General features: G+C 41.0%; 13 protein-coding genes. All 13 read left to right on the forward strand.

Annotated features, from left to right (window positions below; all coding sequences use genetic code 11):
* Positions 1-40 precede the first annotated feature (40 nt).
* The 13 genes from ABF638_RS03600 (at position 41) to ABF638_RS03660 (ending at position 16,486) form a co-directional block, all read left to right on the forward strand.
* Positions 41-1,588 carry an HlyD family efflux transporter periplasmic adaptor subunit gene (locus ABF638_RS03600; protein WP_435020345.1) on the forward strand — a complete coding sequence of 516 codons (1,548 nt, stop codon included), beginning with the start codon at positions 41-43 and terminating at the stop codon, positions 1,586-1,588.
* 78 nt (positions 1,589-1,666) lie between these two features.
* Positions 1,667-2,449, forward strand: coding sequence for a peptidylprolyl isomerase (locus ABF638_RS03605; protein WP_435020347.1), 783 nt, complete (start codon positions 1,667-1,669; stop codon positions 2,447-2,449).
* 467 nt (positions 2,450-2,916) lie between these two features.
* Positions 2,917-3,219 carry a hypothetical protein gene (locus ABF638_RS03610; RefSeq protein ID WP_435020349.1) on the forward strand — a complete coding sequence of 101 codons (303 nt, stop codon included), beginning with the start codon at positions 2,917-2,919 and terminating at the stop codon, positions 3,217-3,219.
* Between the two features lie 429 nt (positions 3,220-3,648).
* The gene (locus ABF638_RS03615; RefSeq protein ID WP_435020351.1) at positions 3,649-6,615 is read left to right on the forward strand and encodes a tetratricopeptide repeat protein; all 2,967 of its coding nucleotides are present in this window, start codon (positions 3,649-3,651) and stop codon (positions 6,613-6,615) included.
* 192 nt (positions 6,616-6,807) lie between these two features.
* Positions 6,808-10,041, forward strand: a complete 3,234-nt coding sequence (locus ABF638_RS03620; protein WP_435020353.1) for a beta strand repeat-containing protein — start codon at positions 6,808-6,810, stop codon at positions 10,039-10,041.
* A gap of 56 nt (positions 10,042-10,097) precedes the next feature.
* Positions 10,098-10,448, forward strand: a complete 351-nt coding sequence (locus ABF638_RS03625) for a hypothetical protein (protein ID WP_435020355.1) — start codon at positions 10,098-10,100, stop codon at positions 10,446-10,448.
* A 48-nt stretch (positions 10,449-10,496) separates the two neighbouring features.
* Positions 10,497-10,943: a nitrogen fixation protein gene (locus ABF638_RS03630; RefSeq protein WP_435020357.1), complete on the forward strand. Its 447-nt coding sequence runs from the start codon at positions 10,497-10,499 to the stop codon at positions 10,941-10,943.
* A gap of 65 nt (positions 10,944-11,008) precedes the next feature.
* Complete coding sequence (locus ABF638_RS03635; RefSeq protein ID WP_435020359.1) at positions 11,009-11,440, forward strand: Nif11-like leader peptide family RiPP precursor; 432 nt, start codon at positions 11,009-11,011, stop codon at positions 11,438-11,440.
* A 68-nt stretch (positions 11,441-11,508) separates the two neighbouring features.
* Entirely contained in the window at positions 11,509-11,874 is a 366-nt protein-coding gene (locus ABF638_RS03640) for a hypothetical protein (RefSeq protein WP_435020361.1), read from the forward strand.
* Between the two features lie 68 nt (positions 11,875-11,942).
* Positions 11,943-13,208, forward strand: a complete 1,266-nt coding sequence (locus ABF638_RS03645; protein ID WP_435020363.1) for a nif11-class peptide radical SAM maturase 3 — start codon at positions 11,943-11,945, stop codon at positions 13,206-13,208.
* Positions 13,209-13,211: 3 nt separating this feature from the next.
* Complete coding sequence (locus tag ABF638_RS03650) at positions 13,212-13,376, forward strand: hypothetical protein (protein WP_176726972.1); 165 nt, start codon at positions 13,212-13,214, stop codon at positions 13,374-13,376.
* 113 nt (positions 13,377-13,489) lie between these two features.
* On the forward strand, positions 13,490-14,773 hold the full coding sequence (locus tag ABF638_RS03655) for a calcium-binding protein (RefSeq protein WP_435020365.1): 1,284 nt from the start codon (positions 13,490-13,492) through the stop codon (positions 14,771-14,773).
* Positions 14,774-15,244: 471 nt separating this feature from the next.
* Complete coding sequence (locus ABF638_RS03660) at positions 15,245-16,486, forward strand: calcium-binding protein (RefSeq protein ID WP_435020367.1); 1,242 nt, start codon at positions 15,245-15,247, stop codon at positions 16,484-16,486.
* The last annotated feature ends 170 nt before the right edge of the window (positions 16,487-16,656 follow it).

Genomic DNA, 16,656 nt, shown 5'->3' on the forward strand with positions numbered 1-16,656 from the left:
TTGTTTTTTCACTCCATCTACCTTTATTGGAAATAAAACTATGCCATATCCCAATAGATCATCCCCACTTCCCCAAGATGAGCGGGATGAGTATCAAAGTTACACACAGCAAGAGAAACCTGTAGAAGTTAACGACGAGACAGAGGCAGAAAGTAACAGTCAAGACTTGTACTACGGTACTGAAGAATTGCTAGATGCCTTACCTCGAATTTGGACTCGTGGTTTGTTGTATCTACTGATAGTATTTGCTGGTCTATTTTTGCCTTGGGCAACTCTATCGCGAGTAGATGAAACTGGTACTGCCAGAGGGCGGATAGAACCTAAAGGTGCAACTCAAAAATTAGACTCTCAAACTGGTGGCAGTGTCAAAGCGGTTCGGGTCAAAGAAGGAGATACAGTCAAAGCCGGTCAGGTTCTACTGGAACTCGATTCTGATGTCCTAGAAACGGATCTGCAACAAATCCAGAGCAAATTGCAAGGGCTACAAAATCGGCAATCGCAACTGGAACTGCTTAAAAATCAACTCCTAATGTCAACTAGCCTTTTGGAGCAGCAAAGTAAATCCCAAGAATTAGAAAAAATGGCTCAAGTGAACCAGGCACAGCAAGACCTTGACGCCAAACTAAATAGCTATAACCTCCAAAAGTTAGAAAAACAAGCATTAGTTAAGCAAGCAGAGCAGCAGATTTACACCACTCGCAACGATCAGCAATCGGCTAAAACTCGTTTGAGTATAGATTCTAAGCAAGTTGAACGCTTTAGTAAGCTCGTTCAGGATGGTGCAGTTTCTGCCACTCAAATTGATCAACTCAAAAAAGAAGAACAAGAAAGCAAACGACTCTACAACAAGTCTTTATCAGATATAAAACAAGCACAGTTGCAGTTAGCAGGAGAGTTAAATCGTTATCAAGTCACTATCAATACGTTGGAGTCTGAGATCGAACAAGCAAAACTCCGGCTGCAAGGAGAAGAAAGTAGCTATAAAAGCGTGATGCAAGCTGGGAAACTGGCTGTAATGAAAAATCAAGAACAGCTCAAGGATATACAGACACAAATAACAGCAGTGCAATCAGAAGTTGCTCAGACTAAGAGCCAGATTCTATCTATCAGACTCCAAATGCAACAACGAGTGGTGCGATCGCCAATTAATGGGGTGATTTTTGAATTACCCACCACTAAACCGGGAGCAGTAGTCCAACCAGGTCAAAGGATTGCCCAAGTCGCACCCCAAAATGCAGACTTCGTACTTAGAGCAAGTATGCCTAATCAAGATAGTGGTTTCTTGAAGGTGGGAATGCCAGTTAAGGTCAAGTTTGATGCCTATCCCTTCCAAGAATATGGCATTGTCGCAGGGAAGGTTACTTGGATCTCTCCTGACTCAAAAGTGAGCCAAACACCCCAAGGGAACGTCGAAATCTATGAGCTAGAAATCACCTTAGATCAGCAGTATGTCGACAATGGCAACAAACGTATCCCATTAGGTGCCGGTCAGACAGCAAATGCTGATGTCGTCATTCGTCAACGGCGCGTGATTGACTTTGTTCTAGATCCGTTCAAGAAACTGCAAAAAGGCGGTTTAGAGATTTAGTTCAGAGCGATCGGGATTGAGGAAGAGTTTCTCTAATCCCCAATTCCCAATCCCCTTAATTATTGGAGATATCATGTTATGCCCCATAATCTAAACATTTCCAGTTCAGATATCATTCACAGTCTCAAACTCTCTTGTCAGATACCTGATCTAGTGGAAGCAATAGCATCGCAAAGCATTATTGCCGAAACCGCTCAAGAGTTAGGAATTACAGTCACACCAGAAGAATTACAGCAAGAAGGAGATGACTTACGGTTTGCTAAGAAGCTTGTTAGAGCTAAAGAAACCTGGACATGGCTAGAAAAACACCACCTGTCTGTGAATGAGTTTGAAGAATTAGCCTACAACAACGTCCTTTCGCGGAAGTTAGCAAATCATTTATTTTCTGCTCAACTCGAAAAGCACTTTTATGAACGTCAACTAGATTATGTCAGTGCTGTTACTTATGAAGTCGTCTTAGAGGATCGAGATTTGGCTTTAGAGCTTTTTTATGCTCTAGAAGAAGGCGAAGTCAATTTTCCAGAAATTGCTCGTCTATATATCTCAGAGCCAGAAGTCCGCCGTGCTTATGGATACCAGGGAATCCGATACCGAAAAGATTTTCGTCCAGAGATTGCAGCCGCCGTATTTGCTGCTGCACCACCAGAAGCTCTCAAACCGATTACGACTCCCAAGGGAGTGCATTTAATTTGGGTGGAAGAAGTCATTCAACCCAAATTAGATGAACAGTTGCGCCAAAAAATCATTACAGAATCCTTTGCTGGTTGGTTAAAGCAACAAATCAACGCTATGAGAATAGTCACTCGCCTAGACTCGGACGCAAATATGCGATCGCAGGAGGAATTACTAGAGCAGGTTTAAGTCTGTCATTGACCAACACCCAATAGCTAATTAAGTATCAAATATTTTTATGACTGAAAACCTCCCTTTTTTAGGGTTGATTCTTAGAAATACAAAATATTTGAAACGCCTATTTGCTGCACTAAAAATCTAGTTTATTTTTTTTAGATTGGGTCTTTGAAAAATAAAATTCTACATTACAGAATTGACATGTCTAGAAATTGCTTTAATTTCTGGAAGCTTTTGCTGGTATTGATTAAATGGATCAGTGCCATATTTTGCTGTGCTTTTTTAGAGCAGAAAACAAATTATTAAATATGATGGTTATTACCTAAATTTATCTTTTTTCTATAAGTAAATCTAATTAAAAAAACTTTCAAAATTCTATTGACTTTCACTGTAAATCAACTATAGTTAGTACATAGCCAAAAACAACTTGGCTAGCCGAAAAAAGCTAAAAAGATTTACATCATTTCAGGAGAAAATCAATGATTATTGCAGACTTGAACTACTTGGAAATCACCTCTGAAGAAGTTATCGGTGGTACCTTTGGTTACGGTTATGGCGATTTCGACATCGACAAAGATGTAGACATCGATATTGATATCAATGAAGACCTCAATATCGACAAGAACGTAGATGTTGATGTTAACATCAGCGGCAACCTAGCTACTGCTGAATCAGGCGCTACCGCATTGGGTAACAACAGCTTTGCTGAAACCTTCGCTTTCACCTTCACAAACGATGGTGTTGCTTCCTCTAACTCACTCAGCGTAGCTGGTACTAACTAAAAATTAAACTCCACTTACAAGGAGTATAAACTCCTGCAAGTAGAGTTGGCTCGGAAGCCTACTAGATTCATAAATATGCCGAAAGCTCTCTGCTCATTTGAGCTTTCGGTATTCATTTAAACTACACCGTTTAATTTCAAATAATAGTTTCAGCAACAAATTTTTACAAAGCTTAGTCCTCAACCCAACCTATAGTTATGTAAAGTTCGACCGCCCTGAGTTAAAACTCTAGGGTAGTAGCTATGTGTGCGATGTTTCCCTATAACAGCGTCCTGATCGTAAACCCCCCGAAGGTTAGATGAGGATGATTCCTTTTAATATACTAAAAATCAGAATTTTAATCGGTTAAAACCGACTTCAGCTATAGGTTACAGAAACTCAAGTTCCTGGTGGGTGTAGCAATAGAAAGACATATCAGATGTATAAGTTATGACTACACTTCCTGAGTCTCTAGAACTCGCTGTTCAACATTACCAAGCCAAGCGCTTCACCCAAGCCGAACAGGTTTATCGTCAAATTATAGAGGTAAATCCCAGACAAGCGGAGGCACTATACGGCTTAGGTATGCTGGCGCAACAGCAAAAAGAATATCAAAATGCAGAATCATTTTTCCAAGCAACCTTGCAATTACAGCCAGAAGTAGCGGCAGTACACAACAGCTTAGGGTATAGTTTACAGCAGCAAGGTAAGCTAGAGGATGCGATCGCTTGCTATCAAAAAGCACTGGAAATTCTACCCGACTGCATAGAAGTGCAAGCAAATCTCGGTAATGCTCTCCACCTCCAAGGAAAGCTGTCATCGCAGGAAAAAATTTACTATGCAGACTTAAATCAGCAATTTGCTTTAGGTAGACAAAACGCGGGTGATTTGAGGATTGCAGAGTTATACTATCGGCAGGCTATTGCATTGCAGCCAGATTTAGTATCAGCTCATAATAATTTAGGAGATGTACTTCAAAAACAGGCACGCTTCGATGATGCCATCAAGTCTTACCAACAAGCAATAAAAATTCAACCTGACTCTTTTTATGCCTATCACAACTTAGGGCATACTTTGCAACAAAAAGGTAAGCTGAAGCAAGCAATAGCAGCTTATAAAAAAGCGTTAAATATTAAACCAGATTTGGCATTAACCCATAATAATTTGGGAAATATTTGGAAGAAACTCAACAAATTTGATGCTGCTATTGAATCTTATCAAGAAGCAATCAAACTTCAGCCTGATATAAATATCATCCATTACAATTTAGGAACTGTTTTCAGACAAAACGGTAAATTAGAGTCAGCAATCAGAGCATTTGAGCAAGCTTTAAAAATTGCCCCAAATTATGCTCCTGCTAAATTGGGTATTTGTATCAGCCAGCTACCAATTATATATTCTAGTGTTGATGAAATTGAATTCAGCCGCAATCAGTATCAACAGCATTTGCAAAACTTAGCTGAAAGCTATCAATTAACTCAACAAGAAGAACGAGCAAATTCATCTGAAGCTGTGGGCACATTACAGCCTTTTTATCTCGCATATCAAGGTTTAAATGATCGAGATTTACAGCGAACTTATGGACAAATGATTTGTCAGATCATGTCGAGTCGTTATACCCAATGGAGCAAACCATTGGTTCTCCCGAACTTAGATAAAAATGAAAAGGTTCGGGTTGGTATTGTCTCTAGATTTTTCTGTAATCATTCTAATTGGAAAATCCCTATTAAGGGTTGGGTAGAAAATCTCGATAGAAGTGAATTTGAAGTATTTGGTTATCACACTGGAACAACCAAAGATGATTCAACAATCAGAGCCGCCAAAGTTTTGGATAAATTTGTTCAAGGCGTTCGCTCAATTGAACAATGGTGTGATGCTATAACTGAAGATAAATTACACATCCTAATTTTTCCAGAATTTGGAATGGACCCAATGACTGTACAAATGGGTTGCTTAAGACTAGCACCAATTCAAATGACATCTTGGGGGCATCCTGACACTAGTGGTTTACCAACTATTGACTATTACTTGAGCAGTGATTTAATGGAATCAGCAAATGCTCAAGAACACTATACAGAAAAGCTAGTTAAACTACCAAATTTATCTATTCATTATACACCTTTAACAATTAAACCGCAAGCAATTACGAAGGCAGATATAGGTTTAAAAGAAGATGAAATTCTCTTCTGGTGTTGCCAATCTTTGTATAAATACTTGCCCAATCATGATGATGTGTTCCCCCTAATTGCGAAGGAATTGGGGAATTCTAAGTTTGTATTTATTAAACATGAGAGTGAAGAAGTTACAGAAGTATTTCGCCAGCGTTTAAACCGTGTTTTTGAAGAATTAGGGCTGAATTACCAAAATCACTGTTTATTTTTGCCTCAGATGAAGAGTCAGGCTTTTGCTGGTACTACAGCCTTAGCTGATGTCTTTTTGGATAGTATTGGATGGTCTGGATGTAACTCTACTTTGGAATCTATTGCCCACAATATTCCGGTTGTTACTTTACCAGGAGAACTGATGCGGGGACGACATTCTCTGGCCATCTTGAAGATGATGGGTATAGAAGAAACGATCGCCTCCAATAAAGAAGAATACGTAAAAATCGCTATCCGGCTGGGGAAAAATGCTGAATATCGTCAATATATCTCCCAGCAAGTCGCAGAAAACAAACATAAACTATATGGCGATTTAAAACCAGTCAGAGCGCTGGAAGATTTTATTTTGCAGCTGGTTAATAAATCCAGAAAATTTGACACCAAAGATGTTACTGAAGCTTTTAAAGTTGCAGTTCAACATCATCGAGCTAATCGCCTGGATGAAGCAGAACAGTTATATCGTCAGATTATCGACAAACAGCCAGATTATGCAGAAGCATTATATGGGTTAGGAATGCTGAAACAACAGAAAGGTGCATTCGAGGAAGCAGAGAAATTCTTGAGTGTAGCTTCTCAAGTTCAGCCTACTTCTGTAAAAATTTGGTTTAGTTTAGGCAATTTTCATCAAACTCAAGGGCAATTGCCAGAAGCAGAAGTAGCTTACAAAAAAGCTATTGCTTTGCGACCAGATGCGGGGACAATTTACAACAATTTGGGCTACACCTTGCAACAACAAGGTAAGTGGGAAGAAGCGATCGCATCTTATCAAAAAGCTCTGGAATTTCAACCCAACTGTACAGAAGCAGATGTCAATTTAGGAAATGCGCTTTTTGCCCAAGGAAAGCTTTCAATCGAGAAACAAACTTACTATGCTCAACTCAACTATAAGTTTGGCATTGCTCGCCAACAAGCAGCTGATTGGAAAACTGCTGCTCTTTACTATCGAGCTGCGATCGCACTACAGCCAGATTTGGTAGAAGCTCATTATAACTTAGGGGTGGTACTGCAAAAACAAGGAGAGATAAAAGCAGCGTAGGCGTAGCTCTCAAAAAGCTTTAGAGTTCAATCCTCAATATGGGGAAGCCAACATGAATTTAGAACAGATTTACCAAACTCAGCATTAAGAACTTATCCAATCTAAGTCACTATAAATTTGGATAAGACAATTAATTCAACTTAATAGGAAAACTCGAAAAATTTAAAGTGAAAAATTAAGGAGATAAAATTTATGGTTTTCAGACGAGGAAATAGTAGCAATAACTTACTTGAAGGAACTGCTGTAGACGATCAGCTCTACGGAAGTTTTGGTAACGATACTTTATTAGGGTTAGGAGGAAATGATTTACTTCAGGGCGACCAAGGAAACGATTCCTTAGATGGTGGCGCTGGTAATGATCTCCTCTTTGGTGGTCTTGATAGTGGTAGTGACACCTTATTGGGCGGAACGGGTAATGACTTCCTGGATGGAGGAAGTGGCAACGACAGTCTAGACGGTGGCGATGACGATGACACCATTCAGGGTGGCCAAGGTAATGATACGATTCGCGGTGGGACAGGCAATGATGTCCTCTCAGGAGTCAGTGGCAGTAATTTCATCGATGGCGGTGACGGTAATGACTTTATCCAAGGGGCCAGTGGTAGCGACATTAATGGCGGTGGCGTAGATACACTGCGAGGTGGTGCAGGACAAGATACCATCTTGGGTAATGGACAGAGTGACCTGCTCTACGGCGAGGATGGTAATGACTTCCTCGATGGTGGTGGAGATAATGACCTCCTTGATGGCGGCATCGGGGATGACTCCCTTGATGGCAATATTGGTAATGACACTCTGGCTGGTGGGGCTGGCGCTGACAACCTGAATGGTAACAGTGGTACTGATTTAGTGGATTATTTATCCAGTACAGCCGCAGTCAATGTCAACTTAGCGACTGGTAGCGCTAGCGATGGATTTGGCACTACTGATACATTGATCAACATTGAAGATGCTGCTGGTTCTGCTTTCAACGATATCTTAATTGGCAATACGGGCAATAACCGTCTCATCGGAAACGCTGGTAATGACAGTCTGGATGGAGGTTCTGGTAACGATATTCTAATTGGTGGAGCGGGTAATGACACCCTCAATGGAGGTGCCGGTTTTGATCGGGTAGATTATTCCTCCAGTACGGCAGCTGTCAACGTTAACCTTGCCACTGGTATCGCCAGTGATGGGCTGGGTGGCAGTGATAGGCTACTTAACATTGAAGAAGTTGTCGGTTCTGCTTTGAACGATATCTTAATTGGCAATACGGGCAATAACTTCTTTATCGGTGGGACTGGCAATGACAGCATTGATGGCGGTGCTGGTACTGACCGGGTAAATTATTCTTCCAGTACAGGGGCAGTTGTTGTTAATCTGACCACTGGCATCGCCACTGATGGCTTGGGTGGCACCGATACGCTGCTCAACATTGAAGATGTCACTGGTTCTAGTTTCAACGACACCTTAATTGGTAATGCAGGGAATAACGTCTTTGTTGGAGGGGCTGGCAATGACTCCATTGATGGCGGTGCTGGTACTGACCGTGTGGATTATTCCGGCAGTGCAGGGGCAGTTGTTGTTAACTTGACGACTGGCATTGCTACCGGGGGGTCAAGTGTTGGTACTGATACCCTAATTAATATTGAAGATGTCATCGGCTCCACATTCAACGATAACCTGACTGGAAATACTGCAAATAACGTCTTCGTCGGCGGGCCTGGTAATGACACCATTGATGGTGGTGATGGTACTGACCGGGTTGATTATTCCTCCAGCATTGCAGGAGTCACCGTTAACTTGGCAACTGGTACTGCTAGCGATGGGTTTGGGGGAACGGATAGCTTGACCAATATTGAAGAAATCGTTGGTTCTAGCTTTAATGATAGTCTGATCGGAAATACTGCAAATAACCTCTTTGTGGGAGGGGTTGGTAATGACACCATTGATGGTGGTGCTGGTACTGACCAAATTGATTATTCTTCCAGCTTTGCAGGTGTCACCGTTAACTTGAGTTCGGGTACCGCTAGTGATGGATTCGATGATACTGATACGTTGTCCAACCTAGAAAACGTAGTTGGTTCCAATTTCAACGACAATTTGACTGGAAATGCTGCTGCTAACTTGCTCAATGGTGGCACTGGCAATGATACGCTGAATGGTGGTGCTGGTAATGATACGCTGACTGGTAGTGCTGGTAGCGATCGCGTCGATTATGCCTCTAGTACCTCAGCAGTCAACGTTGACCTCACAGCAGGTACAGCCAGTGATGGACTAGGCGGCACTGATACCCTAATCGAAATAGAAGAAGCTTCGGGTTCAAGTTTCAACGACACCCTCACCGGCAATACAGCCAATAACTTCCTCAGTGGCGGGTCTGGTAATGACAGCCTGGATGGAGGTGCTGGCAATGACACCGTTGTGGGAGGCGCTGGTAACGATACCTTAAATGGTGGTATTGGAAGTGACCGAGCAGATTATTCTTCCAGTTTAGGGGGAGTGATTGTTGACTTAGCCACTGGTACAGCTAACGATGGACTTGGTGGTACTGACACACTAATTAGCATTGAAGAAGTTGCAGGTTCAAGTTTCAACGACACCCTCACCGGCAATGCAGGTAACAACCTCTTGCTTGGAGGTGCTGGCGATGACATTATTGACGGCGGCGATGGCAATGACTTCATTGATGGAGGTGCTGGTAATGACATTATTGATGGCGGACTTGGTATCGACCAAGTAGATTATTCTTCCAGTACAGCGGGTATTGTCATTGATTTGGGAACCGGAACTGCTAGCGATGGACTGAGTGGTACGGATACACTCGCCAACGTTGAAAATGTGACTGGCTCTGCCTTCGCAGATAGGATAACTGGCGACGCTGGCAATAACCTCTTAATTGGGAATGGTGGCAATGACACCCTAGTTGGCGGTGCTGGCAATGATGTCCTCATTGGTGTCGGTGCTAGTAGCAGAAATGCTTCTGCAATTACTATCGGTAGTTTTGGTAATCGAGGATTCCAAGAGGTTGATGTCTTAACTGGCGGAACCAATAATGATCGATTTATTCTGGGAGGTAGTAATGAATTTTACTACTTGGGCAGTGGTACAACTGGTGCAGACATTGCCATTATCGGTCAGGAAACCAGTACGGCTGGAATCTTTGCAAGAGACTTTAATGCAGGTGATTTGATTCAAGTGCAAAAAGGCTTAATCTACAGAATCCAGAATGTAGCTAACCCCACTACTTCAACTACAGACACTTATATTTTCGGGACTAATGCTGTTAGTACGTCGCCATCTTTCCTTGATTTAATAGGAGTTGTAGTTGGAACCTCCATCAATGAAGTCGCAGGTACTTTACGAGATCAGACTAACGCTAATCTCACATTTCTTAATCAAGCTACTAGTGGAGGTGTTCCAGTTATCCAATGGTTCAACTAGATTAAGGATCTGCAATAGGACTTAGACAACATTTAGTCATAAATTAAGAGGAAAAAATGGAAACAAGCAAAAAAGCCAACCAACAAATGGAAATAAATGATCTAATTGCTGATGCCGTTACTAATGCAGTGACACGAAGAGAGCTATTAGAAACAGAAGAGGCTTTGTTAGGTTTATCTGAAGAAGAATCCGCAGGGATTATGGGTGGCTTAACCTCGCAAATTACAGATACAGATTTGAAGAAAATTGATCTATTTTGTCCACCAACTGTAGTTGGTTTGATTGCATTACCTGATGATGAACCAGTTGTTTATCCAACAACTAAACTTCCAGTGAAGGGGATTTGTCCACCAATTGTAGTTGGGCTGATTGCATTACCCGATGACGAAAACTATCAACTTTCCTAACTCTTAGCCTTCAAATTTTAAAATACTCTTTCGGTGGAGGGACAATTCATGGAAGACATTACTACTGTTCAGACTACCCTTTGCCCAAGTGCTAGACCCGAATCTGTGGATGGTGTTGTCTTTGGCGTAATTGCTGGAGCGATCGCAGCACCTCGTGTAACTTATCTCAAACAGCCTCTACCCATCACAGATGAAGTGATGGCAAAAGCTAGCCCAGTTACACCTGCCGAAATTTTTCGCACGGCCGCATCCTGCGCGGAATCGGGTTGTCAGCATTTTGACGGCAAAGACTGTCGTCTTGCAATGCGAATTGTTGAGAAATTGCCCGCAGTAGTAGAGCAACTACCACCTTGTTCTATCCGCCGAGATTGTCGCTGGTGGCAGCAAGAAGGTAAAGCAGCCTGTATGCGATGTCCGCAAATCATCACAGATAACTATTCTTCATCTGAGCAGTTACGTCAAGCAGCAGATCCTTCTATATATTTGCAGACTTGATGATTACTGGAAATACTAGCTGACTTTTACACCCCCAAACTGATATCAAAGGAGACAGCAAAAATATGTCCTTAGCAATTTTTGAGAAAGTTAAAGAGTTCCTTGTCAGAATAGTCAAAGACGAAGCTTTCCGCAGTCAACTAATGAGCGAGAAAGCTGAAGAAGTGAAAAAAGCTTTAGAAAATGGTGGCTATAACTTTTCTCAAAAAGAATTTGAAACAGCCGCCATCCAAATATTAGAATTAAAAGAGCTAGGCGAATTTCACGATCTCAGCGAAGAGGAATTGTTAGGAGCTTTTGGTGGCTTGACAAGAATCAGTGATAGAATTGTCCAGCCACTATATGGGGTAATATACTGGCCTCCCGAAGAAGAGTATCCACAATGGCCGAAACCAAAGCCAATTGACCCACAGCCAATGTATGGCATAATAATTGACCCGCTTGATCCGCCTCTACAACCAATGTATGGAGTAGTTATTCCAGAAGAACTAGCATAGCCTAATCAAAGAATGAAATTTCAGGGTGCAAAGTTTAAAGTAATGTCAAAAAAGTTCATTGTCTAAGTATGCAAATAGCTGATTTACCCTATTTAGAGAGTGTTCCCAAAGACGAGTTGATTCTAGGTTCTGCTGGAGTGAGCGTGACATCTGAGGCATTCGCTTTCGGTTCAGAAAGTTACCTTTTTGTTAGTGCAAATAGTAGTGCTACATCTTGGTCATCCGGTGATTTTACAGAAAATGCTACAGGAGTAGCTGGAGCATTTGGCGATAATGCTATAGCTACTGTAACAGTCGCAGTTGATGGTGATCCGGTGATTGAGAAAACATCCTCTAACTTGTTGCAAAATACTGCTGTTGAAAGTGGTTTTGTAACCGTGATTAGTTTGCCCTCCAAGCTGACTTTTTACGACTTGTGGAAAAATTTATTTTGAGAATTTTCTAAGTCCTGATTTTCCGTCGGTTCAAGTCAACTTCTAAAACCGAGATTGAGAGTTAACTTATGACATATCATCGCAAAAGCTACGCAGTTTGGGAAATTACCTTAAAATGCAATCTAGCTTGTAGTCACTGTGGTTCCCGCGCCGGACATGAACGCACCAAGGAACTCTCCACAGAGGAAGCTTTGGATCTTGTCAAGCAAATGGCAGAAGTTGGAATTAAAGAAGTTACTCTCATCGGTGGTGAGGCATTTCTGCGTCCAGATTGGCTAGAGATTGCCAAAGCTATCAATGATGCAGGGATGCTATGTGGTATGACTACCGGCGGTTATGGCATTTCGTTAGAAACTGCACAGAAAATGAAAGAAGCAGGGATTCGGACTGTCTCTGTTTCTATTGATGGCTTGGAAGCAACTCATGATCGTCTGCGGGGAAAAAAAGGCTCTTGGAAATATGCATTTAAAACCATGAGTCATCTACGAGAAGTAGGTATTTCCTTCGGTTGCAATACTCAAATTAACCGCTTGTCAGCACCAGAGTTTCCGCGCATCTATGAGTGCATTCGTGATGCAGGTGCCCGTGCTTGGCAAATTCAGCTGACCGTGCCAATGGGGAATGCAGCCGACAACGCAGACATCCTTCTCCAACCCTATGAACTGTTGGATATCTATCCGATGATCGCCCGTGTTGCGGGGCGTGCTTACCAAGAAGGTGTACAACTCCAGGCGGGAAATAATATTGGTTATTACGGCCCTTATGAACGGCTGTTGCGGGGACGGGGTAAGGAGCATGAATTTTCATTTTGGCAAGGTTGCGGTGCAGGACTCTCCACTTTGGGAATAGAAGCTGACGGAGCGATTAAAGGTTGTCCTTCGTTGCCAACTACCGCTTACACAGGTGGTAATATTCGAGAGCGATCGCTGCGTGACATTATTGAAAATACAGCCGAATTGCGCTTGAATCTGGGAGCAGGAACACCTGAAGGTACAAAACACCTGTGGGGCTTCTGTAAAACCTGCGAATACGCCGAGCTTTGTCGTGGGGGTTGCAGTTGGACTGCCCATGTCTTCTTTGACAAGAGAGGTAATAATCCTTACTGCCATCATCGCGCTCTTGTTCATGAGGCACAAGACCTGCGGGAGCGTGTAATTCCCAAGGTGAAAGCTAAAGGTCTACCTTTTGATAATGGTGAGTTTGAGCTAATTGTCGAGCCTATAAACACTCCTTTGCCAGCAAACGACCCATTACGATTTAGCGCTGACAGCATTCAGTGGCCTGAAAGTTGGCAGCAACAACCCGAAGTTTCTTACTCACTAGTGAGGCAATAAATCATGGCAGAAAATTCAGAAAAAACAACAGACCTAGATTTATCACCATCTGAAGACTTAGAGAAAATACCCCTGCTTCCACGTTCAGCTTGGAATAGTCAATTAACTTATTTAAAAGTGCTATTAAAAGCGAAGCAAGTCCTCGATAAATCAATACAGTTCAGATAAGACCAAAACATTTGTAGAGACGGCGATTTATCGCGTCTCGAAAACTACAAAATAATTACTCCCTAAATATTTACACTTTAAATTGTTTATTAATAAGATAAACAGAGAATTATATGTCAACACTAGCTACACTTTCGGACTTATTGACTCCCAGTCTCAATCTCGATGTCGATTCCACTCTCACTCTCAATTACTATCGAAATCCCGATCCTAATCCCAGCCCTAATTTTGTTACCGCTCAAGGGGGGACTATTTTTTCCAATTACAGTCAGAGTCCTTCAGCGATTTTGACTACTGCCCAGACGGACACATTAGTTCAAGGTGGCGTTGCTTTAGCTATTGCTGAAGCTCAAGCGATTTTTTTAAACAATGATCTAACTTTTTCAGCCCTCTTTACTGATACTAGTATTACTGGATTAAGTGGCCAGTTTACAGGTAGTGCCGACAGTGAAACAAAGGTACTTGCTAGTTTTACAGTTGGTGCTAATCAAAGCTTCTCTTTTGATTTTTCAGCAGATTTGGCACTGACGGCTAAAGAAATTGAAAATTCCAAAGTTGAATATAACAAAGCTCAGTCTAAAAGTACTTTTTTAGTGTTAGACACCACAGATATTAATAAGCCCAAACTTTTAGATTATTTTGGCATCCAGGGTAGCTTAATATCTTCTAATCAAATCGGCGATCTGATCCTTGGTAATAGTCGCAATATTACGATTAACAGTCGTGATAAAAGTTCTGATATTAATGGCAACAATGGTACTGACTTCCTCAATGGTACTGCTATTGGGACTTATCGGCGGAATTTTACTAGCAATACCAATATAACTGTAGTCGAAATTAATATCAGTGCCGTTGAATTGGCAGGAGATACTTTAATCGGCAATCTGGGTAAAGATGTTATCTATGGAACGATTTGGAACGATAATCTAACAGGAACCAGTGGTGCGGACAAAATTTATGCCAGCTTGGGGAATGATAAGCTATATGGAAAAAATGGTAATGATAACCTCGATGCCGGTCAAGGTAATGATTGGCTAGATGGCGGCGATGGCAATGATTCACTCTATGGCGGTTTGGGCAATGATATCCTGATTGGTGGTAGTGGTAATGATGTCTTAGTTGGTGGTGATGGTAATGACACATTTATTTTCAAACGTGACGATACCTTGCTTAGAAATGACATTGATGTTATTAAAGATTTCCAGGTTGGTATTGATAAGATTGTATTCAATGATTGGGGTTACATTAATACTAGCCTATGGTTAAAACTAGGTAATATAATAGATACTGAAAATGGTGCTGTCCTCAAATTAAATTCTCTCTTGAATCAAGAAACAATACTAATCTCAGGTGTGAGTGCTAGTCAGATTAACTCTCAATCAATAACATTTAGTTAAAGCTAATTACTCTCTAAGAAAACTACTTCTATCCTGGATGATTACCTCTTAATAAAGTAGGGCTGTTTCTTTTGCTAAAAGGCTCTGATTTACAAGCTTATAAGTCAACTAGTCGTGGCGATCGCACTCCTTACTAAAATTATTGGTAGTACTCTTTACTAGATAATAGTAAATTGTGAAAAATATGTTCTTTATTCAAAGCTTCTCCCAGAATTTCGATGAGTGAAAACTAAGTCAAAAAATCCTTAGTCCCCAGTCAATAGTCTCTTTAACTAAACTTTAGTAGCAACTAAATTTTGTTAAGTTATAAATCCAGCTATATAAAGCAAATATAAATTATTAATTTTAAAGTCTGGAGAGCTAAGTAATACCGAAGATAACTGTGAAAATTTGATGAAGTCAAATATTTGTAACATGGTAATGTAGTAGCCTATTACAGAAAACCCACATAATAGGATAAGCAGAGGTTTTATGTCATCAGAAACTATATTTTTACAATCAACTGCTACAAATCCAAACCCAAACCCTAATTTTGCTAACGCTCAAGGATCTGCTGTTTTCTTCAACTATAGTCAAAGTCCTTCAGGAACTTTAACTCAAGCTCAGACTGACACATTAGTTAAAGGTGGTGTGACTTTAGCTATTGCTGAAGCTGGAGCAACTTTTTTTGACAATGATCCGGCTTTTTCAACACTATTTACTGATAGTAATGGCATTGGGTTAGATGGTTCTTTTTCGGGAAGTGCCAATAGCAAAACAAAGGTGGTCGCTAGTTTTGCCGTTGGCGCTAACCAAACTTTCTCTTTCGATTTTTCCGCAGATTTATCACTGTCAGCTAAAGAAATTGAAAATCGTGATGCTGAATATAACCAAGCTAGATCAAAAACCTCTTTCTTGGTACTAGATACCACAAATCCCAATAAGCCAAAAGTCTTAGATTATTTTGGTATTGAGGGTAACTTAGTTTCCTCTAAAGAAATTGCTACTTTGAGGCTCGCTGGTAGTCGTAATGTTAATCTCATTAATCGCGATAAAACTTCTGATATTGATGGTGACAATGGACAAGACTCGCTAACAGGGAATGCTATTGGTCGTTATCACAAGAGGTTTAAGAAAAGTACCAACATAACGATAGTAGAAATTAACGTCAGTGAAGTTAAATTTTTGGGAGACACTTTAATTGACAACTTGGGACAAGACGTTATTTATGGCACGATTAAGAATGATAAGCTGAAAGGAAGCAAATTTGCAGATAAGATTTATGGCAGCTTAGGTAATGATTGGCTGGATGGAAAGAAAGGTAATGATATCCTCGAAGGTGGTCAAGGTAATGATTGGCTATATGGGGGCGACGGTAATGATAAACTTCATGGCGGTTGGGACAATGATACTTTAATTGGTGGTTGTGGTAATGATATTTTGGTTGGTGGCGAAGGTAATGACAAATTTGTTTTCAACCGTGGCGATAGCTTGTTAAGAAGTGAGTTTGATATCATTCAAGATTTTGAGGTTGGTGTCGATAAGATTGTATTTGATGGTTGGGGCAAGCTTAATAGTGAACAATGGTTAAATCAGATGTTTTCTCAAGGTCGGATCAGCGATACACCTGATGGTGTTCTCTTCGATTTTAATACTGGAATAACTCAAGGGAAATTACTAGTTTCAGGTGTGACTTCCAATCTGATTACCTCTGATTCAATAGCGTTTATTTAGGACTTATTGCAGGGCAAATGTATCTAAATTAGAGAGTTACTTTCCCAACAATGGTTTCAGCATTAGGGCATCAATGCTGTTTTGTCAGCAAAATCTTTGTTTAGTAAGTGTTTCATAAGTTAGGTGCATTTGCTGCATTTACTCATTTCAAAAAACCAACACTAATTTAA

Source organism: Nostoc sp. CALU 1950, from assembly GCF_051172895.1.
Classification (GTDB): domain Bacteria; phylum Cyanobacteriota; class Cyanobacteriia; order Cyanobacteriales; family Nostocaceae; genus Nostoc; species Nostoc edaphicum_A.